At 56.2% G+C, this 24,957-nt stretch carries 18 protein-coding genes; all 18 read left to right on the top strand.

Annotated features, from left to right (window positions below):
- The first annotated feature begins 15 nt into the window (after positions 1 to 15).
- A complete protein-coding gene (locus OHL23_RS16055; protein ID WP_263352924.1) occupies positions 16 to 375 on the top strand; it encodes a hypothetical protein in 360 nt (119 codons plus the stop codon).
- A gap of 5 nt (positions 376 to 380) precedes the next feature.
- Positions 381 to 737, top strand: a complete 357-nt coding sequence (locus OHL23_RS16050) for a GPW/gp25 family protein (protein WP_263352923.1) — start codon at positions 381 to 383, stop codon at positions 735 to 737.
- 3 nt (positions 738 to 740) lie between these two features.
- Positions 741 to 3,467, top strand: coding sequence for a putative baseplate assembly protein (locus OHL23_RS16045; protein WP_263352922.1), 2,727 nt, complete (start codon positions 741 to 743; stop codon positions 3,465 to 3,467).
- Positions 3,464 to 6,703, top strand: a complete 3,240-nt coding sequence (locus OHL23_RS16040; protein WP_263352921.1) for a putative baseplate assembly protein — start codon at positions 3,464 to 3,466, stop codon at positions 6,701 to 6,703. Before OHL23_RS16045 ends, OHL23_RS16040 begins: the two co-directional genes overlap by 4 nt.
- Positions 6,700 to 8,871, top strand: a complete 2,172-nt coding sequence (locus OHL23_RS16035; protein ID WP_263352920.1) for a hypothetical protein — start codon at positions 6,700 to 6,702, stop codon at positions 8,869 to 8,871. Before OHL23_RS16040 ends, OHL23_RS16035 begins: the two co-directional genes overlap by 4 nt.
- A 152-nt stretch (positions 8,872 to 9,023) precedes the next feature.
- Positions 9,024 to 10,463 (top strand): DUF6519 domain-containing protein, encoded by a 1,440-nt coding sequence (locus OHL23_RS16030; RefSeq protein ID WP_263352919.1) that lies wholly within the window; start codon positions 9,024 to 9,026, stop codon positions 10,461 to 10,463.
- A gap of 413 nt (positions 10,464 to 10,876) precedes the next feature.
- On the top strand, positions 10,877 to 11,299 hold the full coding sequence (locus tag OHL23_RS16025) for a hypothetical protein (RefSeq protein ID WP_263352918.1): 423 nt from the start codon (positions 10,877 to 10,879) through the stop codon (positions 11,297 to 11,299).
- 113 nt (positions 11,300 to 11,412) lie between these two features.
- The gene (locus OHL23_RS16020) at positions 11,413 to 12,087 is read left to right on the top strand and encodes a vWA domain-containing protein (RefSeq protein WP_263352917.1); all 675 of its coding nucleotides are present in this window, start codon (positions 11,413 to 11,415) and stop codon (positions 12,085 to 12,087) included.
- Between the two features lie 22 nt (positions 12,088 to 12,109).
- Positions 12,110 to 13,627, top strand: coding sequence for a protein phosphatase 2C domain-containing protein (locus OHL23_RS16015; protein WP_263352916.1), 1,518 nt, complete (start codon positions 12,110 to 12,112; stop codon positions 13,625 to 13,627).
- A 124-nt stretch (positions 13,628 to 13,751) separates the two neighbouring features.
- Positions 13,752 to 15,074 (top strand): hypothetical protein, encoded by a 1,323-nt coding sequence (locus OHL23_RS16010; protein ID WP_263352915.1) that lies wholly within the window; start codon positions 13,752 to 13,754, stop codon positions 15,072 to 15,074.
- Positions 15,075 to 15,330: 256 nt separating this feature from the next.
- Positions 15,331 to 16,119, top strand: a complete 789-nt coding sequence (locus OHL23_RS16005) for a hypothetical protein (protein WP_263352914.1) — start codon at positions 15,331 to 15,333, stop codon at positions 16,117 to 16,119.
- Positions 16,120 to 16,230: 111 nt separating this feature from the next.
- Entirely contained in the window at positions 16,231 to 17,289 is a 1,059-nt protein-coding gene (locus tag OHL23_RS16000; RefSeq protein WP_263352913.1) for a hypothetical protein, read from the top strand.
- A gap of 16 nt (positions 17,290 to 17,305) precedes the next feature.
- Entirely contained in the window at positions 17,306 to 17,929 is a 624-nt protein-coding gene (locus OHL23_RS15995) for a hypothetical protein (protein ID WP_263352912.1), read from the top strand.
- A gap of 338 nt (positions 17,930 to 18,267) precedes the next feature.
- Positions 18,268 to 20,994: an eCIS core domain-containing protein gene (locus tag OHL23_RS15990; protein ID WP_263352911.1), complete on the top strand. Its 2,727-nt coding sequence runs from the start codon at positions 18,268 to 18,270 to the stop codon at positions 20,992 to 20,994.
- 828 nt (positions 20,995 to 21,822) lie between these two features.
- Complete coding sequence (locus OHL23_RS15985; protein ID WP_263352910.1) at positions 21,823 to 23,676, top strand: TonB-dependent receptor plug domain-containing protein; 1,854 nt, start codon at positions 21,823 to 21,825, stop codon at positions 23,674 to 23,676.
- 163 nt (positions 23,677 to 23,839) lie between these two features.
- The gene (locus OHL23_RS15980) at positions 23,840 to 24,277 is read left to right on the top strand and encodes a manganese efflux pump (protein ID WP_396127375.1); all 438 of its coding nucleotides are present in this window, start codon (positions 23,840 to 23,842) and stop codon (positions 24,275 to 24,277) included.
- A gap of 4 nt (positions 24,278 to 24,281) precedes the next feature.
- Complete coding sequence (locus OHL23_RS15975) at positions 24,282 to 24,455, top strand: hypothetical protein (RefSeq protein WP_263352908.1); 174 nt, start codon at positions 24,282 to 24,284, stop codon at positions 24,453 to 24,455.
- Positions 24,456 to 24,460: 5 nt separating this feature from the next.
- Positions 24,461 to 24,652 carry a hypothetical protein gene (locus OHL23_RS15970; RefSeq protein ID WP_263352907.1) on the top strand — a complete coding sequence of 64 codons (192 nt, stop codon included), beginning with the start codon at positions 24,461 to 24,463 and terminating at the stop codon, positions 24,650 to 24,652.
- Positions 24,653 to 24,957 lie beyond the last annotated feature (305 nt).

Raw genomic sequence — 24,957 nt, 5'->3', positions numbered from 1 at the left:
GAAGGAGATCAAGCGATGCCGGGATTCATTTTGCATACGGGTGCGGTGATGAATTGCCCTCACGTTGCTCCGGTGACCATACCTCCCAGCCAAAGCCGAGTTATGGTCAACGGACAATTTGTAGCCACCGAGAGCGATCAGTTGACCGTCGAAGGTTGTTTGTTTCAGATACCCACACCTGGAGGGCCAGTTCCCCAACCTTGCGTTCCGGTCCAATGGGCCAACATCTCGACTCGCGTAATGGTCGATGCCGAGTTTGTTTTGCTGCAGGCGCCGGCCACGGGGCCGGGAAATGGCATTTGCTTCAGCGCGACGGCAATCCCTGCGGGTCCACCCAACGTAACGTACGTGCAGCAGAGGGTGATCGGAGTCTGACCGTCATGAATATCGATTTCCCATTCCATTTCGATCGTCGCGGGCGTACCGCTGTTGCGGATGATGACGACCATCTGCGGGAAATGATCGAAGAGTTGCTATTCACCAGCCCTGGTGAGCGCGTGAACCAGCCGGATTTCGGTTGCGGACTGCGGCAGATGGTCTTCGCTCCGAACAGCCCGGAGATGGCTGCGGCGCTCCAATTTACCCTGCAGGCAGCCTTGCAACGCTGGCTGGGAGATTTGCTCCAGGTCAAGGACCTGGAAGTTACAAGTGTGGATTCCACCTTGAACATCAACCTTCAGTACATTCGTCGAAGCACCAACCAGTCGGTGGCTGTGCAGATAACAGGAACGATGTAAGTCATGACACTCGCTACTTCGCTGGCATGTCGCGAACCGCAACGGCGCGCGGACCTGCGTGCGCGCGGCCCGAACGGAATCGATTACATCGAGGCGAGTGAAGAGAATTTCCGGCTGACGGTTTATCTCTTCCGCGCTGCTCCCGAAAAGATTGCTCTGGAGAATGTGCAGATTACGGGGGGCGTGACAGGTCGAGCCTTGAAAGTGGTCGACGTACGTTTATGCAGGGAAGACGATCCTGAGAGAGATGATAGTCTGCAAGTCACCCTCGATCGCCCCGGAGATTCTTCGCGCTACACGCTACGGCTCGTCGCATTGGACAATGAAGGGCAACCGACCGATCGGCCGCTCGAGGGATTTGATGCGAGATATGCCCGTGCGGAATTCAAATTTGCTGTCGGTGTCGTGAGCCCGGTTGATTGCAAGCCAAACAATCCCTGCCCACCACTGGAGTTTGCTACACCAGAGATCAATTATCTGGCGAAAGACTACGGGACATTTCGTCAGTTGATTCTTGATCGCCTTGCGCTGACTCTGCCGGATTGGCAGGAACAGCATGAAGCAGATATAGGTATTGTGCTGATCGAAATCCTCGCGTATGTGGCCGACTATCTCAGTTACTACCAGGATGCCGTGGCCACGGAAGCATATCTGAGCACGGCGCGGCAACGCATCTCAGTGCGGCGCCATGTGCGGCTGATCGACTATCCGATGCATGAGGGATGCAATGCTCGGACTTGGGTTTGCATCACGGCGAGCGAGGATGTCATAAATCCACCGCTCCTTCCCACCGATATTTCATTTCTCGCAGCATATGAGGGACAGTCCCCACCGGCGAATACTTTCCTCGCATTCTCGCAGTTGCCCAACCTGCGTAATAGCCGATACCTGGTGTTCCAGCCGATGGACAATGATCCTTTGTTCATCTATGCCGCTCACGATCAGATCAGCTTTTACACCTGGGGAGATGAATTGTGCTGTTTGCCAGCAGGAAGCACGCATGCGACCCTGATCGATGAAGTGCCGGCGTCATCCCCCGACGCGGCCAAGGAGCGCAGGCTGCACTTGCGTGTGGGAGATGTGCTGTTATTTGAAGAAGTGATTGGACCTGGCACGGGCTCGCCAGCCGATGCAGATCCTGCGCATCGACATTTTGTGAGACTCACGAAAGTTGAAATGAACGAGGACCCCGTGTATGGAATCAACGTGGTTGATATTGAGTGGGGAGCGGATGATGCACTTCCATTCTCACTATGTTTATCGGTGGTTGGTCCAGCTCCAGATTGTCCGTACATTACAGATGTGAGCGTCGCGCGAGGAAATGTATTTCTTGCCGACCACGGAAGCTGGGTGGTGAATGAAAGTCTCGGCACGGTTCCTCTGGCTGCTACCCGGCAGGTATGCACAGGGATCGGAAGGGGCTCGGAAATTGAAGTCGACGGTGGAATGTTTCAACCCATGTTGCAGCAGACACCGCTCACGTTTAGCGCGCCACTCAGCGCACAGACGCCCGCATCTGACTGCTTGATCCAGGATCCTCGCGGCGCGATTCCTGAGATTGAACTGCGCAGCATTCCGGGGCTGTCTGATGGCTCCGGTCCCCTGTTCAGTTTTGACGAATTGCAGAACCCTGCGAAGCTCGCGGCGCGCCTGTCCAGTCCGGCGGATATGCAATCAGATAATTTTCGCGCAGAGCTATCTCCTTCCACGCTCAAACTGCTTTCTTCGTATGACCCGGCTAAGCCTGCTGCGAAGACATTGACGGCATTGACGAGCGAAATGGGGCAGTATCTACGATCCTGGAATCCGCAGAGAGATCTGCTGAACAGCAGCGGCGAAGACTTTGACTACGTTGTTGAGATGGACGATGCAGGCGTTGCGCATTTGCGGTTCGGCGACGGGGAATGCGGGCGGGCGCCGGAAGCGGGCGAATCGTTTGCGGCCGATTATCGAATAGGTAATGGTGCGTCTGGAAACGTAGGTGCTGAGACGATGGTCCAGGTCGCGTTTTCCAACGGCATGCTGAATGGGATGACATTGACGCCTAGGAACCCATTGGCCGCAGTGGGCGGCACGGCCCCAGAATCGATTGATGAAGTGAAGCTGTTCGCTCCTGGGGCTTTCCAGCAGCAGTTGGAGCGCGCCGTCACCGCGGATGACTATGCGGCGTTGGCGGAACGCAATCCGAAGGTGCAGCGCGCCGCAGCAGAACTTCAGTGGACCGGAATTCGTTATGAGGTCCATGTGGCCATTGACCCGGTAGGCACGGAGCAGGTCAATGAGGCGTTGCTCGAAGAGATACACAGGTATCTTTATGTTTATCGCCGCATTGGACACGATCTGATCGTGGCGCCTCCGAGCTACGTATCGCTCGATGTCGCCATCAAGGTCAACCTGCTTTCGAATTACTCCCGCGCACATGTCCAACCTGTGCTGCTGGATCTTTTCAGCAATCGCGTCTTTGCCAGCGGCGGACGAGGGTTCTTCCATCCCGACAACCTGACTTTTGGAGGCAACATTTATCTCAGTGCGCTGATTGCGAGGGCCCAGGCGGCGACTGGGGTGCAGAGTGTGATCGTCACCAAACTTCAGCGGTTATACCAGGAGCCGAATCACGAGATAGAGAACGGAGTCCTGCCAATCGGGCCGCTCGAAGTGGCGCGGCTCGACAATGACGCGGCGCGGCCGGAAAACGGCAGATTTGTGCTAGATCTGCGAGGTGGACGATGAAACAACTGCCATGCGGGTGCTGCACGGGTGTTGAGGCGATCACACCGGTTGCCATTACGAATCGACCCGGCTTGAGTGCGATTACGTATCGAATCAGGACTTATGCGACCTTCTTCGAAACGATGAAGGCCGGTCTTTCGAGCCCCAATTTTCCCGCATTGGCAGCTTTACGGACGCGAGAGGCGGATGATCCGGCCCTGGCATTGCTCGATGCCTGGGCAGTAATAGCGGACGTTCTCACTTTCTACCAGGAGCGCATTGCCAATGAAGGCTACCTGCGCACAGCCACGGAACGGCAGTCAGTCATTAATCTCGCGCAACTGGTCGGATATGCACTTCGCCCCGGAGTATCGGCAAGCGTGTACCTCGCGTACACTGTCGATCCAAACAGCGCGACGGCCGCAACGATTCCGGCTGGAAGCCGTGTGCAGAGCCAGCCCGCGGCACAGGGTGCGCTGCCGCAGTCTTTTGAAATAGAGGGGGACCTCTCGGCGCAGGGCGCCTGGAATAATCTAACGCCGCGACTGACGCAGCCGCAGGTGATCACCGCGAGCACTACGCAATTTTATGCAAGCGGCGTGAATACGAACCTGAAGCTGAATGATCCTGTGGCGATCGTAGCTAGTGATCCAGTGTTATCGCGCGTCGCAACGGTGGAACAGCAGTTTGATCAGAAGCGTACCTTGGTCGTCCTGCAGACGGCGACACCATCGGCCTCAACGTCTTTTCCCGTCTCAACCTCGTTGACGGAGACGTCAGTCGCATTGTTGAAGCCCCTTATGATTCCTCCTGCGGGACATCCGGCCAACTCGCTCGAACTTGACAGAAGCGTGTCACAGGTCTTTGCACCGAGTGCGGATACGACTCCAGCGTTGCTGAGCGCGCTGCATCCGCCGCTGCAAACGCAGATTTATGCCAGCCTGGCGAATACCACCATTCCGCCGGCGCCAGGGCAAGTGTTTGCGCTCAGGGTGCAAGCGTCTCCGTTTGGCAGTACTGCGCCACTCAAACCGATTGTCGACAGCACCGGAGTGGTAACCGGGGCCGAAGAATGGCCACTCGCTGGAAGCCTCGTCATCTTGATGGTGATCAGCTCAGCGGCTCAGGTGGAAAAGGAACAGCAAGACAGCCGCGCCTTTGAAGCAATGAAAACGCGTGGGCAGGCGACGATCTTCATCAAGATAACCGATCCCACGACGAGCGCGAGCCGGACGTTTTCTCTTCCTCAGAAGGTGGGTGACAATAAGATCGGTTCATGGGGCGTCGAACTGAAGCTCGAGCAGAATACCGAGCTAGTGGTAGTATTCTCGCCGTCGCTTCCAACATTCAAGCTCGCATATGCGAAAGACACTGAGGCACTCAGTCTCACTGTCGACGGCGGTGAGCCTATCCTGGTGCCTGCCGGCCAGACGGCTTCAACAGCGACGAGCGGGCAGCGAACCTCTATCTCTGCGGTGAAGGACATTGTGATCCGATATGAATCGGCGACTGCGCCGGATGGTACAGTGTTGGCCCTTGATTCCATCTACGACCAGATTCTTCCAGGAAGCATGGTGGTGATCGAGCGCCCGGATTGGAAAGCACCGCGCTTCACCACTGTGACCTCAACCCAGAGAGTCGCGATTACCAGATATAACCTGTCGTCCAAGGTTACGCAGTTGAAGTTGGCCGACGAGTGGCTGGATCCGGCAACTGACCGAATGCTATCCGCCGTGCGTCCGGCGACAATCTCGACCCAGAGTGAACAGCTTAGTCTTGCGCCGGAGCCGGTTACCGAGGATGTCTCAGGTGGAACAATCGAATTAGGTGATCTCTACAGTGATCTTGACTCCGGACGATGGATGATCGTACAGGGCGAGCGGACCGATACGCCGACGGCCGGAGTTACAGCCACTGAGCTGGTGATGCTCGCAGGCGTTGATCAAGGGGTTAAAGAGGTTCCCGTCCCTCCGGCGCCTGCGTCCAGTTCTGAAACCACTGCGGAAGGAAGTGCAACCACGCCGCCGCCGACAACTCAACCTTTGCCAGGCGATACAACACACTCCTTCCTCAACCTCGCGCAGCCGCTCTCTTACACATACAAGCGCAACAGCGTAACCGTCTCCGGTAACGTAGTCCGCGCTACCCATGGTGAATCGCGAAGCGAGGTTCTAGGCAGCGGAAATGGCTCCCAGTCCATGCAGCAGTTCGCGCTTCATTATCCGCAGGTCACCTATGTTCCCGCCAGTACGCCGGGAGGGGCGCAGAGTACGCTGCAGGTGAAGGTCAATGATATCCCGTGGCAGGAGGTTGACACGCTTGCGAATGCCGGTCCATCGGATCGCAGTTACATAACAAAGACCGACGCCTCCGGGAACACGACGATTCAGTTCGGAGATGGCGTTCACGGGATGCGTCTCCCCACAGGAGTAGCGAATGTCAGGGCAACCTATCGCTCGGGCATCGGCACACCGGGCAACGTGGATAGCGGGCGGATCACAATGCTGGCAACGCGTCCTCTCGGCGTGAAGAGTGTGAATAATCCGTTGCCGTCGACGGCAGGAGCCGATAGCGAAACGACCGATCAGGGGCGAGGCAATGCTCCATTGGCTGTGACCAGCTTGGACCGCTTGGTTTCAATACAGGACTACGCCGACTACGCGCGTACATTCGCTGCCATCGGTAAAGCAGCGGCTTCGCAACTCTCTGACGGCCACAGCCAGATCGTCTATCTGACAGTGGCGGGAAGTGAAGGAACTCTGCTGGATGAAACTTCTGAGCCGTTCCTCAACCTGTCCGAATCTTTCAAGGAATTGGGCGATCCGCATCTTCCCATCGAGATCGGAGTGGCCGAGTTCATGTTGCTGGTGATGAGCGCGCAGGTGCAACTGCAGGACGGCTACCAGTGGGAAGACGTAGCGCCACAGATAAGAACCGCACTTCTGACTGCATTTGCCTTTGACCAGCGTAAACTTGGGCAGTCCGTCTTTCTCAGCGAAGTGATCGCAGCCATCCAGCAGATTGATGGCGTGGCATACGTCAAGGTGACAACGCTGGATAGCATCAGCGAGTCGGATACAGAAGATGCCAGCAAGCTTTCGACCAAGTTGGTCCAGCTTGCGACACGGCCGCCCATGGAGCAAATCACGGTCCGTGGCGCCAGAGCCGACGAAAGAGGGGTGCTGCAACCGGCGCAGGTAGCGTACCTCAGCCCGGACCTTCCCGATACCCTCATCCTCACGGAGGTCAGCTCATGAGCACAAGTGTTGACCGCCTCTACGATTTGCTGCCGCCGTTGTACCGGCAGCGCGATGCCGCGCAGGGATATCCACTGCAACAGCTGTTGCAGGTGATCGCAACGCAGGTGAATCTCGTCGAGGCGGATATTGCGCAGCTCTATGCGAACTGGTTTATCGAGACATGCGAAGACTGGGTGGTACCGTACATCGGAGATCTGATCGGTCACAGAGCTATGCATGGGGCAACGAACGCAGCGGCAGCGCAAATTCTCGTTCAGCGCAAAGATGTGGCCGATACGATCGGCTTCCGCCGTCGCAAAGGAACGCTCGCTCTTCTGGAACAGATGACGAATTCAGCATCAGGATGGCCGGCCCGAGTAGTCGAGTGCGGCCGTTCTCTGAGTGTGACACAAGACCTTGATCATCTACGCCTGGAACGCGGGCGAACGCTGGATATCCATGATACCGGCCCGCTCTCTCTGCTTGGAAGTTCGTTCGAATCCCAGGGCCGCACGCTTGGACTGGGAGGGATGAACTTGCCACGGAGTGCGGACCGTTTTAACGTCCCTAGCATCGCGCTTTTTGTTTGGAGGATGAAGGTATATCCTGTCACGCGAAGTCGCGCCTTCCGCGCGGAGCAGGCAGGCAATCATTGCTTCACATTTAGTATCCTTGGGAACGACGTTCAACTTTATAACCACCCTGTCTTGGCGGTCGCTCCTACCGATATCGCCGGTGAATCGGATCTTCCTACGCCCATCCGGCGGGAGGCATTTGCAGAACCACTATTAAAAGACAACGTGACAAGCTATATGGCATCACCTCGATATTACGGTGATGGCAGTAGTGTAGCTATCTGGGCAGGGAATTGGGCAGGCTGTGATCCGACAAAACCTATTCCTGCGGAAAAAGTTGTTCCAGCGGATCTGAGCGGGTGGAAGTATCGGCCCCGACATGGTTATGTCGCCGTTGATCCAGAATTGGGTAGGATTGCCTTTCCGCCCACCGAGTTGCCTGACCATGATGTTGTCGTTTCCTATTACTACGCGTTCAGTGCCGATATGGGGGGCGGTGAATATCAACGTTCCATGCGAATGTATCCGAACAGCAAGATATACTGCGTTGGCGCGAACGCAGAGTTTCCGCACATTCACGCGGCTCATGCGCAGTGGGCTAAAGACAAGCCGGCTCACGCGGTGATCCAGGTCAACGATAGCCGCGTTTACGGCGAGCAGGTGCATGTTGAACTGGCCGAGAACCAGTATCTTGAACTGCGCGCAGCGAATGGGGCGCGGCCGGTTATCGCTCTTCATGACCTGCAGGCCATTCGCCCGGATGCGTTGACGGTGAGCGGGCGATCAGGCAGCAGTTTTGTCCTGGATGGCTTCCTAGTCACAGGGCGCGGAATTGAGGTTCGTGGCAGGATCGAGCAATTGACCTTGCGCCATTCCACGCTGGTGCCGGGATGGGCCCTAAATCCAGATTGCACCCCGCGCAGGATGGGAGAACCGAGTCTGCAATTGGTAGAAACTTCGGCGGCAATCCGAATCGAGCACAGCATTCTCGGGTCCATCCAGGGGATCGGCGGGAAAGAGAGAAAGACGGGGGCGAACCGGTTGCACATCAGCGATAGCATCGTCGACGCGACCAGCGAGAGTGAAGCCGCGATCCACGGTTTGGGAGAAGCCGTGGCTCCATTTACGCTTACAATCAAGCGCTCTACAATCTTCGGGAGAGTCGAAAGCCACGCCATTGAGCTAGCCGAGAACGCCATTTTTGCGGGGAAAGTACTGGTTGCCCGCCGCCAGCTTGGCTGCATGCGCTTCTGCTACGTGCCGCCCGGATCACGCACTCCGCCAAGGTATGACTGCCAGCCTGACCTGACGAACAGCGGTGTCAGTGTGACCTTGAAAAAGGACGGCGTGGATCATGCTGATGCGAAGGACATGCATGCGGAGGAAAGATTGCGGGTTGAGCCACAATTTTCCAGCACGTGCTATGGCCAGCCGAAGTACTGTCGGCTGACAGACACGTGCGCTGTCGAACTGAAAACGGGCGCGGAAGACCGGTCTCAGATGGGAGTCTTTCACGACCTGTTTGAAGCCCAGAGAGAATGCAATCTGCGCGCGAGGCTCGAAGAATACACGCCCGCGGGGATGGAAGCTGGAATATTGTATGCGACTTGATTTGCAATTTTCTCCGTAAGAAGGAATCCGAGAAGCAATAGCCTTCCGTCGGCGTTTGCAATGACAGAGGCCATGGGGCCAAAGGGATGGACGACAGCAGCAGAGCACGACCTCGGCAGGACCGCTAGAAACTGGACACGGGAGGAGTGAGCATGAGAGGTGATTTCACTCGCTACAAACATGATCCTCGCAAGCAATTCACGCGCGTGATGATGCAACAGGGGCGTCCGCAGTTGGATGCGGATTGGAACGAGCAGGTCGATATATTTTGGGGATTCCTGCGAGGCCTGGCGTCCGACCTTATTGGGCCCCATGGCGGCCCCGAGGATAATTGCGGTTTCAAAATCCTTGCCGAGGGAGATTTTCCTCTTTCTGAAAATGGTGCTCCATCTAGAGAGGACCAGGAAGTGCTGAAAGGGATGCTTACTGGCGAGGGAGATTTTCTCATTGGGCCGGGCCGCTATTACGTCGGCGGAATGCCCTGCGAGAACACCGGCTACGTCTGCTATGCAGCAAAGGCAGGTCCAGGCGAATTCGTAATGCAGAAGAAGAACAAAGTACCATGTCTCATTTATCTGGACGCATGGGAAGTACACAGGACGGACATAGAAGAGGAATCCATTCGCGAGGTAGCTTTGCTGGGCACCGATACGACGACTCGCGCAAAGCTGGTGTGGAAAGTGGCGGTTCAGGAGTTGGCGGAGTATGGCAAGAATCCCTCATGTGGGCTTGTAAAGGAGCACTGGGAGGCGATCCTTGAAAACTGGCAGCCTAAGCACCGCGGGCGCCTCCGGGCGCGTGCCATAGAACCCCAAGAAGGGGTTGGCACCGAGCCGGGAACGCTTTCGCCAGAATCTCGGTATCGTGGTTCAACGAATCAGCTATACCGAATCGAGATTCACCAGGGCGGCAGTTGCAATGCGAATGGCGGTCCTACATTCAAGTTTTCGCGCGAAAACGGCTCTGTCATTTTTCCCGTCCGCCAGGTGAATGGGAAGGTGGTAACACTGGGACGGTTTGGGCGCGATGCCCGGTCTGGCCTGCAAGTGGGTGACTGGGTGGAAATTGTCGATGATGACTACGAGTTACAGAGGCGTGCGGAGCCGCTGCTGCGCATCGAAAAGGTGATTCCTGGCAAGCTGCAAGCCACGCTCAGTGATCTGCCGAAGTCGACAGTCGGCCAGGATCAGAGTAAGCATCCGTTGCTCAGGCGATGGGACCACAAAGAGGGCGATGCCAGGAGGGGTGGTCTCGAGCTGCAGCAGGGCGCCGCCATGATCAGGGAAGGTGAGCACGGAAGTTTCTGGTTGAATCTGGAGAACGGCATTCAGATTCAATTCAAAAAAACAGAAACGGCAAGCTCATATCGCACTGGCGATTTCTGGACGATTCCCGCGCGCGTGGCTTCAGGTAACGTGGAATGGCCTTTCCACGAGGGCGAACCGGAAGCGCGTGGGCCGCAAGGCGTGCAACACTTCTATGCGCCTCTGGCTATCGTCTCGTTTAATGCCAAAGGTGTGTTGGCGACTGAGAGCGATTGCCGTCTGCGATTCAAGCTACCAACGCATTATGGAGAAAGCATCGAACCGTAGGCGCTTCCGAGCGCATTTGTAACGCATGTAGAGAGCAGAGTCCCGGGGGCATCGTGAGACAGATGAGTCCTCTAATCTTAGTGATCGGCGCTGCAAGAAGAGGGATCCACGCGACGACGGCTGTGAGAGCAGTTCTCGGAACTATAGGGTTGTTCCTCGTGCTGACCGTTCCTCATGAATCTTCAGGTCAATCGCAGACGGAACCGACTCCCAGCAGTGTGTCTCCACAGTCCAATGATTCGACTGAAAGCACATCGGCTAAGAAAGATGCGGGAAGCAAGCCGACAAGCACACCGACCGGGCAGGCTGATTCGGGGAAAAGGACGCGAGCCCCCAAGGCCCAGCCAAATGGTAACAACGGACAAACCGATTCCGGAGTAGCGAACGGTACTTTCGAGAACGCGGCGAAAGAAATGTTGCAAAGCCTGGATGCAGCGATTCAGGTCGCACGCAAAACAGGGGTCGCGCCACCTGCAGGATGGAAAGGAGCGAATCAAAGTGCGGATGCATTCGCGCTAAGGCGGAATGACTTGCAGGCGCGATTCAATGCGGCGAAAGATGAACTAGCGGCCGCTCAAGTGGCTTCAGAAAGCGCAATGGCTTTGAAGGACATTCTGAACGCAATCGCCGTAAACACGACCAGCGAATCGGTAGCTGAATCAGGAAAAAGCGGTGAGCAGGTAGTCATTCATTCCGGCCAAACAGCCTTGGCAGGCAAGCTTCCCTTGTACCTGGCCGGTGCTTCGCTGGTTGTTTCCTTGCTCGCGCTTTGGAGGAGCTGGTTTTTGGCACAGCGGCAGATTAAGAAAGCATTGACCGATGCCGGTTTGATTTAGGTGAAGGCAGCGAAGGCCAGGTTGCGTTGTCATAGTGAAGCAGCGAGGGAGCGAGTGCTGGTTGCGAAATGCCGGCCTAAGAGTAAAAGTCTGATAGAACAGGAGGCGAGCCGATGGCATTTGCGAAGGGCAGCAAGATAGCAAGCTCCATGCATCCGCAAATTGTCGTCATGCTGATCGACAACAGCGGAAGCATGGCGGAAGAGGGGAAGTGCGAGCAGGTGACCGAGGCGGTCCAGGACATGGTGACCAGTATGCAGTCGATGAACCTGGGCGGCAGCGGATACCGCTTTCTGATGAATATCTGCGCGTTCGGAGATTCGGTCAGGCAAATGGCCATAGCCGCAAGTCCTAGGGAAATCGACATAGACAGTCTCGTGTTTCTTGGCGACGACGGCGCAACCAATATGCATTTCGCATTGGAATGGGCGAAAGACGCGCTGCAGCAGTCACTCGAGCGGTGCCGGAAAGAGATCCGCGCTTTTCAAGAGGAGAAAGCTCCAAACCCTCTCTGCGTTTTGCTCAGTGACGGCGAATTCACGGGAGGGGATGTGATGGAACCGGCTAAAGCGCTCCAATCAATTTCCGTGAAAAACGGTAATGTCGACGTCGTTTCGGTGGGTGTGGGAATGGAGGAGCAGCACTTCGAAGTTATGAGGTCCATTGCCTCCCGGCCGGAGCACGCCATCCAGATTGATCCTGGAGGAATCGCTGATTTTCTCAGCGATGTAGGCAGCACAATCGTCGATTCAACATCGGTTGCTCAATTGGTGGCTAAGCCACGGTGAAGCCGGGCGGGAATGCGCACAGATGAATCGGAGTACGACAAACCTTGTCGAGAGGCGCTCATCATACGGGCGCTTCCAGATTGGTCCGCCCCAGGACCGGGAAGGAGTGGTACAGCTCTTTTCGCTTCTTTTGGAACGCGCGGATGAGCAGTCGGCACTCGGCAAGCAGTTTGAGTTGCCATTTGCTGCCCTGCTCAAGCTGGCTAACTGCAACCGGCCGTCACTGCACCAGTTGGAGCAGTTCTGCGAGTCGCACCAGCCTTGCGACGGCTGGCCTTATTCTGTCTGCGCAGCTGCCGCGCGCTCCACGGATGGTGTTGCCCCGGGGATGTTTTTCAAGCTTCTACGTTCCGCTCTCGATACCGCAAAGCATTTCGATGTCGATGGAGCCCATCTATGCCGTGCACTGGCTGCAGTGGGCCAAACGCTACTGGCCAGAAACCGGCGGTTCAGGCGCATGAATAGGATTGTTGCGCGAAAATACCGAGAGTCGGCACTGCAAAGAATCACCCCGGGCGCAACGGCGCTTGAGCCGGCGCAAGCGCAGCGTCAGGTGAATCTCGACCTGCCCTGCGAAGTGGAATTCCGCCGCCAAAACGAGCAGGGCGGCAGCCTTAGGCAAGAGGGCTTGACGCTCTGGCATGCGAGTTACATCGGCCCTAAGATCGCGGATAAGTCGGAAAACCAGGATGCCACTTTTGCTGCTGTTGCGGCTGTCCAAGCCTCAAAACCCTCTGTCATTTTCGCATTGGCGGATGGAGTGAGTACCTCCATGGGCTCGCGCGTGGCGGCGAACTCTATCGTCAGGCGATTCTGCGAGTTCGTCATTCAGCAAATGAAGTCGAATGAGGCAGTCACTGTGAGCGATCTGATTGAAGCCGCGCGAAGAACGCAGGACTCACTTGATGAGCTGGCGACGGCTCTTTTGGAGCGAACCGATGGATATATCTTTGACGCGGTCCGCGGCGACTCATTGCATAGCAAGACAGCAGTTAGAATTCTGGAGGCGACTCAGCGCGCCAAAGCATCCCCAATCCCTGCTGCGTTGTCTGCGACATTGATCGCAGGAATCGCTCAGCCCATTGCAAACGGAGGCAGTTATGCAATCGAGTTGTTGCGGGTCGGCGATGGCTCGGTCGAACATATTCGTCGCGACGGCGAAGTGTGCCCGGTTTTTGAAACCAATCCGGAGGTCGTTGCAATAGCCCAGGCGCTTGGGCCAGGTCCACGTTCGCGCGCGCATTTCGACGGTTCGGGAGAAATGATCGAAACAAAATCTGTTACGTTGCAAGCCGGGGAATCACTTATTGTTTCGAGCGATGGCCTTGTGCGTGGTCACCAGCAGTCTGTCTCAGCCAAAGTGTCTGAGCTTATGGGGCAGGAATTCTTGAATACCGCGGAGCCGACACAGGCTGATGCAGCATTGCAGATACTTCACAAGGCATGCAGTTTTGCGGACGAACTCTTCAAGAAAGACTCACAGCAATTGCTTTTTGCAGACAACGTTTCGCTGATCCTGATTCGTTGCGGGCAGTCGTGAAAACGCAGGGAAGAAACATGGAGTCGAGAGAGGGCTTCCTTGGGGCCGGAATGGATAGAACGGTTGCAGCAGGAGAGTTCCAGCGCGCCACTGCGTCAGGAGAAATGGTTCGGATATGAATAAAATGCAACTCAGACAAGAAGCTCGGGCGCTGCAAGGTAAGACGATTGAATTCGAGAATCGCAGCCTGCACATCGCTGGAGAATCGTCGCGGGCGGAGTTTGAGAGCGGAAGTGAGGGAATCGTTCACCTGGCGACAGATGAACGCAATGGAGAAAACTTTCGGATCAAATGCTTCTGGGAACCCGATGACATTCGTCGCCGCAGATCGGATTATCTGGTAGCTTTGCAGCTTGCAGATCTGAACAAGTCGAAGGCCGACGCACTGGGAGGTGCACCATTTGGGATGTTGCCATCCCTTGCGCCGAGTATGCCGTTTGCCGTTCTCATGAGGAACGTCGGCGGAGAAAGCTGGCGCAAGTTGAGGACGAGAGCGGAAGCGGATACGCAGTATCCACCCAGTTGGTGGCCTCCCGTCAGCATCCGTGCTACATGGGCATACGGGTTGGCCACGGCGGTTATGAATATGGAAAGGCGAGAGTTTGTCCATGCTGACATCTCCCCGGGGAATGTAGTCGTAAATGATGGCATCCACGGGACATTAGGACACATGGGGAAGGAGAACAGTGACGACGATGCGGGAGATATGGCTCTCGTCGATTTCGACCGCTATGTTCATGGCCGCGCGGAAATATCGGAGCTGGGAAAGGGCACAGCCGGGTACGCTGCGAAAGAAGTTTGGACAAGAAAGGTTCCGCAGATAGGAACCGATCGCACTTCAATGGCGATTCTCATTCAGGAATTCATCGTTTTGGGTGACCCGGAAATTTGCAAAGAAGAAGCTCTCGATTGGACTTACAACCAGGAAAGCTCGACCTTCGATCTGAAGTCGAGCGATGTCGACTCCGAAGATATCCGCAGCGTACGCGCGCATCCTCTGCTCGCGGCCAAATATTCGACATTGGCAAGGTTGGTTGAGGATACAATCTGTGCGACCAATCCGGATACACGTCCGGCGCCGCAGTCCTGGAGGGGGCCGCTGCGGGACATCGTCGATCCGCCGACTAGTGCTGCTCCGCAGAAACTGCGGGAACTGACACTCGAGGAAATTACCGAGGAATCTCCTCCGTATCGGCTGGCCTTCAAAACCGGGATGAAAATGCTGAACCTGTCAGAAACCCGGTTCCGTATTCATGCCAGTCTCAAGCGGGATTCCGATGGCTCGATCTATTTGGCCGTTCACGACGGGGCCAGGCTCAGTATCAAGATTCCTGGAAGTACGAACACGGTCGAGTACGGTAAGGGCGCGCGCGTCCTCGTGCAGGCGGGATTGATCTTAGTGGGCCAAGACGGGTCGATGAGTACCCGCCTGTTGGGTCCGCGTTAGCATACGTGCATCCTGCCTGGTATCCCGTCGGGTTCGGATGGAGTGAATGGGAGCGTGTGGCTAGGCAGACGGCCCGCGCTACTGAATGGAATTGAGAGTGACCATGAAGATATGCCCAGAGTGCGGATTTGAAAATCCCGATCGTAACAGGAGTTGCGTGAAGTGCGGACACGTTTTTCGCCCGTCGGATTCGGGAGGCGGACCTGGAGACGATAGCACAAGCGAATTGGAGAGAGAAATACAAGAGCTGAGACTTGTGCTGAGTGGCAAAGACCAGGAGCTGGCTGGCCTGAAGAGTACCCTTAGCGGCAAAGACAAGGAAGTCGAAGGACTGCAGAACGCGCTGAACGCGAAAGATGCGGAGTTGGCTGACCTTCGCAAGAAGATCGACGCGAGTTCAATGTCTGTACCAACGGCTCAGGAAAAGACCACGCCCGAGGCGCCTCTTCAGAATGAGAGTGAGCCCCAGATAGTTGTTGAGACTACTGCGCCGGTCGTCCCGCCGGATGAGGATAAGACCCCAACTGAGCCGCCTGTCAAAGTCGAGACGCCGCCGGAAAAGCAGATTCAAGACAAGGCGCCGCACAAGAATTGGGCAACGAATTTGATCAGCGAGATTGAAGAGAAGGTAGAGGAAAGGATACACGGCACCAAGCCTCCAGATCCATCAACGGCGCCTGAGGAGAAAATAGAGGACAAGATACACGGTACAAATGCTCAAGATTCAACCCAGGCAAAGCTGGGTCCGGGTCTGCTGATCGATTCTTATCCTCTCAAGAAGCCGAAATTCCACATCTTAATGGACGACACGAAGCAATCCGTTGATCTCTCGGCGACAGAGTTTCACATTCACGCAACGCTGGAGCGTACTTCGGCAGGCATTGAACTCGTGGTGCAAGCTGGCGCAACAGTAAATATTCGGCTCTCGGAGAAACAGAAGTGGCAACGTTATACCGGAGGCAGCCGCGTTACTACTGTTGCCGGAATGATTCTTTTCGATCCTGTGGGGGCTATGAATGCACGCCTCGATAACAGCAGCGGATGACGCGGTCCGCCGCGAATAGTACGCAAATGCAAGTGGATCCTCGCAGTGTTGCAGGGGATGGAGCGGTGGGTCGTGCATTGTTGAAGCTTGTAGTGTCAAAGCGGTAATGTTATGCCCGTTCGTCCCGAAGATTTCGATGCCTCTCCCCGGCAGTCCGCTGGCGACGGCCAGGGCCAGGTCACGAATATGAGCGCCATTGCCGAGCAGGAGCGTTCCAGGGCCGTGCGCGCCGAGCGGGAGCGGAAAAGAAGCCGGCCGGTTGTCCTTCCTTCCAACAGTTCCAACAGCCATCACACAACTCCTAAATTAATTGCCGCTGCGCTCCTGGCGGCCGTCTTCCTTGCCGCCGGAATTCATTGGCTGCCTTCATTCAAGAGTGTTGGCCGCTGGACGCAGAAGCCGATTCCCAAGACCGACATCACACATTCGCAGTCGTCGTCTCATAACGCACAGCTTCCTCCGCCTGAGCAGCAACATCTGCAGCAAGCGCCTGCAATCACATCAGTTCCACCGGTGAAACAGAACACACCGCTCACTCCGGACAATGCAAGCAGCGTGCCGGCACATTCTCTTTCGCCTGGCAGTAAACCCCATGCGAATCAAATGGAACAGCCTCCCAACCAGGAGAGAAATCAGGCCGAGATTCAAGAGAAGCAAAAAACCAATAGCCCCGCGAACGCTATCGACCAAACCTCTCTGTCGGGTCCATTGCGACCGGCAGGAAGTCCTTCCGTTGCGACTACTGAAGAACCTGCAGATCCAACGTTATTGCACCGAAACCAGGTGCCCTCCACACCGTCGGGAACATTGGGCCACGATCTCGATCCGGCTCGACGCGAGCCTTCGCAAGCGATAGTGAAAGAAAACTCGGAACATGCTGCAACGGTTCCCCACACAAACTCCCCATACATTGGGCCTACTTCCGGAAGCATGACTTGGCAGGGAGAGGTCCAAGGCCCCGAATTGATTGTGATCGAGAATGGAAGAGCGAATTTCGGGTCTGTGAGCGGTTCACCACTTCCCGGCGTGATGTGTATGGTGCAAATATCCGACTCGAAACATTTTTCGATTGCCGTTGCACCTGCTCCAAGCAATCAATGGGAAAAAGTTGTATTGAATGTCTATGGAAAAGGACTTATGAAGGTCAGGCTGACCTGGGCTCTGCCATGAACTATGAGGAGGCGGCGTGAACATCAAAGTTGGAATAGCTCTTCTAACGTTCTTGCTGAGCGGTGCCCAGTTGGCTGTTGCGCAGAATACACAGCAGCCTCGCGTTGGCTCACCGTTGGGGTTGAAAGATTTCGAGATGACGGTCAGGCTCCTGTCGCCTATTAGCACCAAGACATCCCATAAGGGAGACAAGTTTTCAGCCCAGGTGTTGACTCCGAACGGGTTCAGGAATGCGGTCATCGAAGGCCACATCAACAGCGTTAAAAGAGCGGCCAAGCAAGACAAAGCAGAGATTTCTTTTGCCTTCGAAACGATCACCCTTAGCGGAGTGGCTCATTTCATTCGAGCGGATCTCAAGGAAGTCTCAAACTCGAGTGGGGTGAAGAATGTGGATGAGGAAGGCCGAGCGATTGGCAAATCATCAAAAAAGAAAGCAATTGAGTCGGCAGCAGTTGCGTCTGCAGCGGGGGGAATTCTAGGTGCGGTGCTGGGAGGGGGTAGAGGAGCCGCGATTGGTTCGACCACAGGCGCCGTCGCGGGACTGTTGTTCGCAATCAAATTCACAACAAGTGGCTCCGATATGGAATTCGCACCGGGATCACAGTTTGTACTCGACGTTTCAGACCGACAACAGCGATAGATACCCTGACCTGTCTCCTTGTCTTCCTCAAATCAGTGGTCCTCTTCCCCCTATTTGGCTGCTTCCCCGCATCCTCTGCTCTGTGTTGCGAATTTTTTTGCGGCCTTGCGCGGGGATTCTGAAACGAGATAGATGTGGGATGCTGAAGTGGCAGGGGAAATACTCAATCTGCCGGCTATGCACAGAGGTTCTGATAGATCTACGGAATCTTTACCTTTGCAGTTTTCAGCATTTGTGGAAAAATACCTCACACGGACTGCATGACGGATTGAAGAACCGCGATCGTTTCCCACTCAAGGTGAATGTTGCCGTCCGCACACTCTCATCCGGAGTTCCCCATGTATGCTCCGTTGATTGCCAAGTCCGCTTCAAGCTCCAGCTCAGAGTCAGCCACCCGTTCCGGGCGGCCGGCCGGAACTCCGCTCCACGAATCCAGCCATCTCACGGAAACTCACGAGAAGCATCTTCACGCTCCTCCGAGCCCGCTCCAGGACTTCAGCCGCATAGCCGTTTCTACCCCGGGCCATCCTGCGTCCGTGCATAGGACGTCGCCGATGTGGCCACCGATTGGTCGAATTCAGACCAAACTCGCGCTCGGGCGCGTTGACGACCCGCTGGAACGCGACGCTGATCGAGTGGCTGAACAGGTGATGCGCATGCCTGGGCCGGGTCGAGTACCGTCCGTCAGTCTCGCTTCAACGGGGGTGCAGCGCAAATGCGCGACTTGTGGCGATGAGGAAGACGAAGAGCATACCGTTCACGCCAAGCCTGCGGCGTCCTCCAGCATGCTCCCGGCGCAGCAGGACAGCGTGCCCACAGGAATGATCACTTCTGCTCTCAAGCGGCCCGGTCGCCCAATCGACCCTGCGGACCGCTCGTTCTTCGAGCCGCGTTTCGGACGGTCGCTCGCTGATATTCGCGTCCACACCGACCCTGCAGATGCTCGCTCCGCCACGTCCATCGGCGCCCGGGCCTATACTCTCGGGCGAGACATCGTCTTCGCACCCGGTGAATATAAACCGGGCAGTCACGCTGGAGGGTGGCTGCTTGCGCACGAGATCACACATGTGCTTCAGCAGTCGCCAGGTGGCGTGGAAGCGCCGCAGACCATCCGCCGTGAGACTGGCAAGATGTTGCAGCAGGGCACACCGGCTCCTGCGGCTGGCCTCACCGCTTCTCCACCTCCCGCACCTAAAACCAATGCCCCATTGACCGAGCAGGCGGGCCCGACAGGTTCATTGACTCAGCCCGCAACGCCGCCGGCACCCCCTGAGAGCGGCCCCGTGTTGCGCCTCATCTTCTCCTGCAACGATATGAAGATGCGGCTTGAAACAAACACAACAGCCGCCGTGTACAACCTTCACAAGTGTTCCTTGCCGCTCGGCTCCTACGACCCCACCGTGAAGATTGAGGGCAACTTCTTTCATCTCAAGTTCGACGATCCGTTGACAAAGGAGCAAAATTTCAGCTTCTCGTTCGCTAGGCTCAAACCGGGTCAACAGCTTCCATCTGTACTGATGAAGGATCAAGCAACGGTCCATGTCGATGTCGTAGAGCATCTGCCTGCAACCAGCCCCACAGCACCCGCCAGCTCGGTGAAAGGAGGAGCTCCCGATGCCACAGCAACGCCTGCCGAGCCGACCTGCGTCCGCTTGCGCGATCGAGAACTCGTGCCATACAAATCGGCACAGCGCGACCTCTTTAAACCCATCAACTTCAAAGAGCGCAGCATCTGGACGCAATCGATTCCCCTCGGCGAGTTCGGCTGGGTCGATGCGAGTGCCAAGGTCAGCGGCGGTTTGAAGGGTACCTTGGACGGACACTACGGCCCCGGCATGCTGACCGATATCTGCCTGACCCACCTGATCAGCAGCACCCCCAGTTCATCGCCCATCAAGCATCCGCTGCTTGACGAAAAGAGCCATGCGGACGTGAATACATTTGCCATCGGAGGCCGTGCTCGCTTCAAGTTTGACGCGGGCGCGCACGTCGGCATAATCGCCAATGGCAAGCTGAAAATCTCGGGCGATTTCCTTAGTAAGTTTGAAGTGGCCTCAATCGAAGGTGGTCTCACCGCGCGCGGAGACGCGTCGCTCACCGGAGGCTTGGATGCGATGGTCGAGATTGTTGCTCGGTTTACCCAGTCATCCGCGACCCTGCGGGCAGATAAAACCGCTCGAGCCCTGTCCGAGCTGACCTACTTCCCGCTTCCGCTCGAGGTGCGCATCTCAAAAAGCTCCCTCGATAAGATCGATTTGGCCGCGAAGATCGCCCTGAAAGGGCATGCCAAGCTCTCGTTCGGACTGCAGGCCACGGCAGCGCTCAAGCTTCTCGGCCGCTTTGAACTGTGGCGCGACACCTGGCAACTGAAGAACGCGGTAGATCTTGGCCTGGGATGGGCTGGTGGCATCAGCTACAGCCCCAACCCCGGCCCCCATTGGATTCTGGGCGCGATTGGCAAGCTTGAGGGCATCGATGGACTGCTGAATGAACAGGAGGAAGACGACGATGCGAACGTTGAGGACGACGATGTGCTAGCGGGGCTGCTGAACCAGGCGAACGGCCATGTAACCGCGCCCAACGGACTCAGTCCCAATAATGCGCTGCCTTTTGACTGGCACAAGCCGATCGATCTTTATCCCGAGACGCTGGACATCCCCAATGCAGACGACCCAAAATCGGTGAGTCGCGATAAGGGCCCCACGAATGTTCGCTACACGTCGCGGGGTCGAACCGTCCAGGAACGCATCGGTGTGGCCAGAGGGAACTGGATGTACCAGGACAAGGTATTCCGATACATTCCCCACGCCGACGAACCGAGGCAGGAGCAAGCGCGAATGCGCAACCTGCTTGATACACTGGGCCATCAAAGGGGTGGCACCGACGTCGATCATGTCTATGAGCTGCAATTCGGCGGAGCCGACAATTTCCCCAACCTTTGGCCATTGGATAATTCCGCCAACCGCAGTGCGGGCGGCAGGCATAATGATCAGCTCGATCATTACCGGACCCAACTTGGTAACATTGCCGGGCGCTACTTCGTTGTCGCCCGCGTAGGAGTTTGACCCACGCCGCAGCATGGCAGGAGCTTGGTTTCTTCAACGGCGGGCAGGCTGTCCCGTTCTGATGCAAATAAAGGCGAGAGGCGCGGTTGATTGCCCTGCCCTCTTTCAGTATCACGACAGAGTAAAGCGGGATGCAAAACGAACCTCCGATCCCCTGGTCCCGAATGAGGCTGGATGGAGCTATGACCTTTGCGGGTCAATCTTATTGAGTGGCGTTCAACCTTCTTATTTCTGATGAATCATCCCAGTTTTAATTCAATGTAAACTCCAGATTGGTGAGCCCGGGTGATCTCCAGGTGCGATGCCAAAATGGTCCTGGTTCAGTACCCGTACCCTTGCAGTCGTGGGGTGGACCAGACTTTCCCTGATGGGTGGTCCCTATCGGCTCAGGAGGTTGGGTTATTATGGGACGGTCTAAGAATTAAACTATTGCGGGTTTCCTCAGAGGGATCATGCGCGTCATAGTCCTCACCAACAAGTGTGGGAATGCGAAGAGATGTTCATAGGAATGCTGAACGCAAGTTCCTTCTCCCCTGCGTTATCTGACGGCACGATGGCTTGCCTCCGGCAAGTTCCCGCTCGTGATATAACGCTGGGACAGCGCACACTGGCAACCTCGGCTCTGCTGTCAACCATGGACAAAGCATGATTTCAAGTTATCTTCGTCGTTCATTCAGCCAGCGAATGCTGGCCATTGTGTCGCGAATAGTCAGTGGTATTTTCCTTCCATCATCGTTCTCCTGCTTATTATTTCTTGCGCACATGGATATGCGGGCGCAGCAGCCTGCACCGCAAGCAGCGCCCGCAAAGCCATCTTTGACGCAAACCGTGACCGTTGTCGCTGAACCCGTACCCGCCGAAATCCTGGCGGGAACCGACACGGTGCTGACACAGAGCACCGTCGAGCAAAGTGAATCACACGACCTTGCGGAACTTCTGCGCACGACGAGTGTGGTGCATCTCTCTCAGTCAGGGTCGAAGGGGTCGCTGACAACCGTCAGCCTGCGTTCGGCTAAACCGAACTTCACTCTAGTTCTCCTCAACGGAACCCCCGTGAACGATATCGGCGATCTGCTCGGTGGAGCATTCAACTTCGCCACTCTCGGTACCGACAATGTTCAGAGCGTGGATATCCTGCGCGGGCCGCTGTCTTCGGTCTATGGCTCGGAGGCGGTGGGAGGAGTCATCAGTATCACGACTCTTCCACCGCTCGAGCAGCCAATGTTTCGGCTGCAGTCGGATGGCGGCAACTTCGGCGCCACTTCCACATTGGCGTCCACTTCGTTGCGTACAGGAAAACTTTCCGTTTCGTTAAGCGGCGGATATGAACGAATGGGTCAACAGGTCCTCGACGACGGTTTTCAACGGCGTGATTCAATGTTACGCGCCGATCTGGACCTCGGCTCAAAAGCCCACGCGGACAGCTTTCTTTATTGGGACCGTCTGGGTTCGAACAGCTTTCCCGTGAGCAGCGGCGGCCCCATGTATGCACTCTCTCGTCAGATTGAGACCGATCAAGCGGATCAACTGGTGGGCGGCGTGCATTACCAGCGACAGGTCAACGCACAGTGGTTCTCCACTATGGCTTATGACATTTTTTCTCGAGTGGCATACAACAATACACCGGCTATTTTCGACAGCATTCCTCCGGGACCGGCTTATGTCCCTCAGCAGCAAGGCGACACGCGCTTCTTGCGTCAGCGGGCTGTGTTCGTGGAGCGCTTTCAACCGCGTCAATGGCTCCAGTTCGACGGCGTTGGACAGTTCCGTTATGAGTCCGGCAAGAGCACCGGCACCATCGATGCCGTTTTGCCTGCTTCTTACATGCTGACGCGTCCGACGGGCTTCCTCTCCTTCAATGCGACAGTCATGAAATCGGGATTCGTCTTCACGGCTGGCCTGGGTGTGGAAACAAGCAATACCTACCACACGGTGCTTTCGCCTCGCGCGGGCGCCAGCTACACCTTCGGCGCCACGAGGCTTCGCGCAAGTTGGGGACAAGGGTTCAAGCTGCCCTCGTTCTATTCTCTCGGAAGTCCATTGGTGGGCAATCCTTCTCTCTTGCCGGAATTCAGCACAGGTTTTGATGCCGGTATCGAGCATCGCTTTCAGCCCGCACATATCAACGTGGCGCTCTCCGGATTCAATACTCGCTACAAGGGCCTCATAGACTTCAGTCCTTCAGTCTTCCGGCTGGTCAACCGTAGCGCAGCCTTTGGCCGTGGCGTGGAGCTGGAAGCGAACGCCCAGTGGCATCGCACCACCTTCGGTGGCTCGGTCTCTTATATCGATGCAGGTCTGGAGGACACGACAGAGCAGCTTCGCGACGTGCCGCGCTGGAGCGAAGACTTGCACGTGACCACCCCGCTTTCCTCACGTCTGCTTATGACATGGTCAACCGTCTGGGTAGGACGCCGCTTCGACTATCAGGTGCCCGTACCGCAGTACGACTCCGTTCCGCGGTACACCGTAAGCACCGCAACGTTAGACGCCAGGTTGCGTAATAACCTGCGCATGATATTGCGCACCGAGAATCTGTTTGACAGCAAGTACCAGGAGTTCGTTGGCTTCCCCTCTCCGGGGATCTATGCAAGCGCGGGCCTTCAACTCACACTGGGTTCCAGAGATCGCAAAAACCCGGACGTTACGTCCGGATACCGAAACGACGCAGCCTGGCGGTGAAACGAGGAAAACTCTCTTGACGCCCAATTTGCCACCCATCATACTGTGACGGCGCTACAACCACCGCACCACCCAGTCGAGCAATAGTGTGGGGTTTCCATGATCCGGCTTCGAACTGAAGTAACCAGCAATTTAAACAACACCATGGACGTGAACAACGGCGCTGGTACGCCCTAGCTTCACTACCGCGGAGACCCTGGCGCCTCTGGCTGGCATGAGCTTCGGCGCACTCCTTTGGTCAGCCCTGCTTCGCCACGAGGACCAAAGCGTCCCCGTAATCCTGCTGCTTTGCGGCGTGGTGATCCTTGCGCTCGCCTGGTTCAATCGCGATGCGGCACGCCTCTTTGGAAGGCCCGGAATGATCGTGGGCCTGCCTCTGCTTATGAGCATCGATAACCTCATTGCAGGCATCGGCTTGAGCGCGGTCAAGGCGCCTCCGACTAATGGCCGCGTTGACGATCGGTATGACCGCAGCGTTATGTCGTGCGCCGGTCTCCTTCTTGGAGCTGGCATCCGACGGGTGTTGCCTCTTAGCGCTCTGCAGTTCACCGCTGGCAGCGTCATCTGCGGCTTCTCTTTCTGGGTGCTGGTGCGAGGGTAACTGAATGAACGTTATCGCAGAGGAACTAAACTTCCCGACCAGCATCGCCTTCGGAGATGACAGCGCGATGTATGTCGCCGAATCCGGTCTTTCTTTCGGCGGCGAGCGGACCTGCCTCGTGCAAGGTCTGCGACCGCCGGTCAATGGCCGTCTCTTTCATCAGCCCAGAAGGACATAGCCCCTATGTTTGTTCCGTTCCGTGCTTCCATGCTCTGGCGGCTGGACCTGACGAACTATGCGGACGTCAAGGCGAATGCAAGCCTGATTTACACACAGATCAGCACTCAGCAGATGCCGCCGACACCTTATGACACATTTTCTTCCACTCAGGTCGAACTCTTCCAATCCTGGATCGCAAAGGGGTGCCAGCCGTGAAACCAATCTCGATCCACACTACGCACTCATCTTTGTAGCTGAAGCTTTCAATCCACCATTGCATCGCTGATGCAGGGATCAGTTCGCGTAACGAATTACAAGACAACGCTGCGCTCTTTATCTTTCTTTAACAGATGTGCGCATTCTTGCCAGTAACACGTACCCGAGGAACTGTGAACCCGAATTCAAGGAATCATCTCCGTTCAGATGACAATAGTGCGAAAGTTTTGTCGGGTACTTAGGTTTTCTCTGCCTGACCGGAAAAGAACTACACTGGCCACACCGATTTTTGTGTGTAATCCAGA

This window comes from Acidicapsa acidisoli (genome assembly GCF_025685625.1).
GTDB lineage: Bacteria > Acidobacteriota > Terriglobia > Terriglobales > Acidobacteriaceae > Acidicapsa > Acidicapsa acidisoli.
The sequence above is the reverse complement of the archived record's forward strand: the minus strand, read 5'-3'. Positions and strand labels throughout refer to the sequence as shown.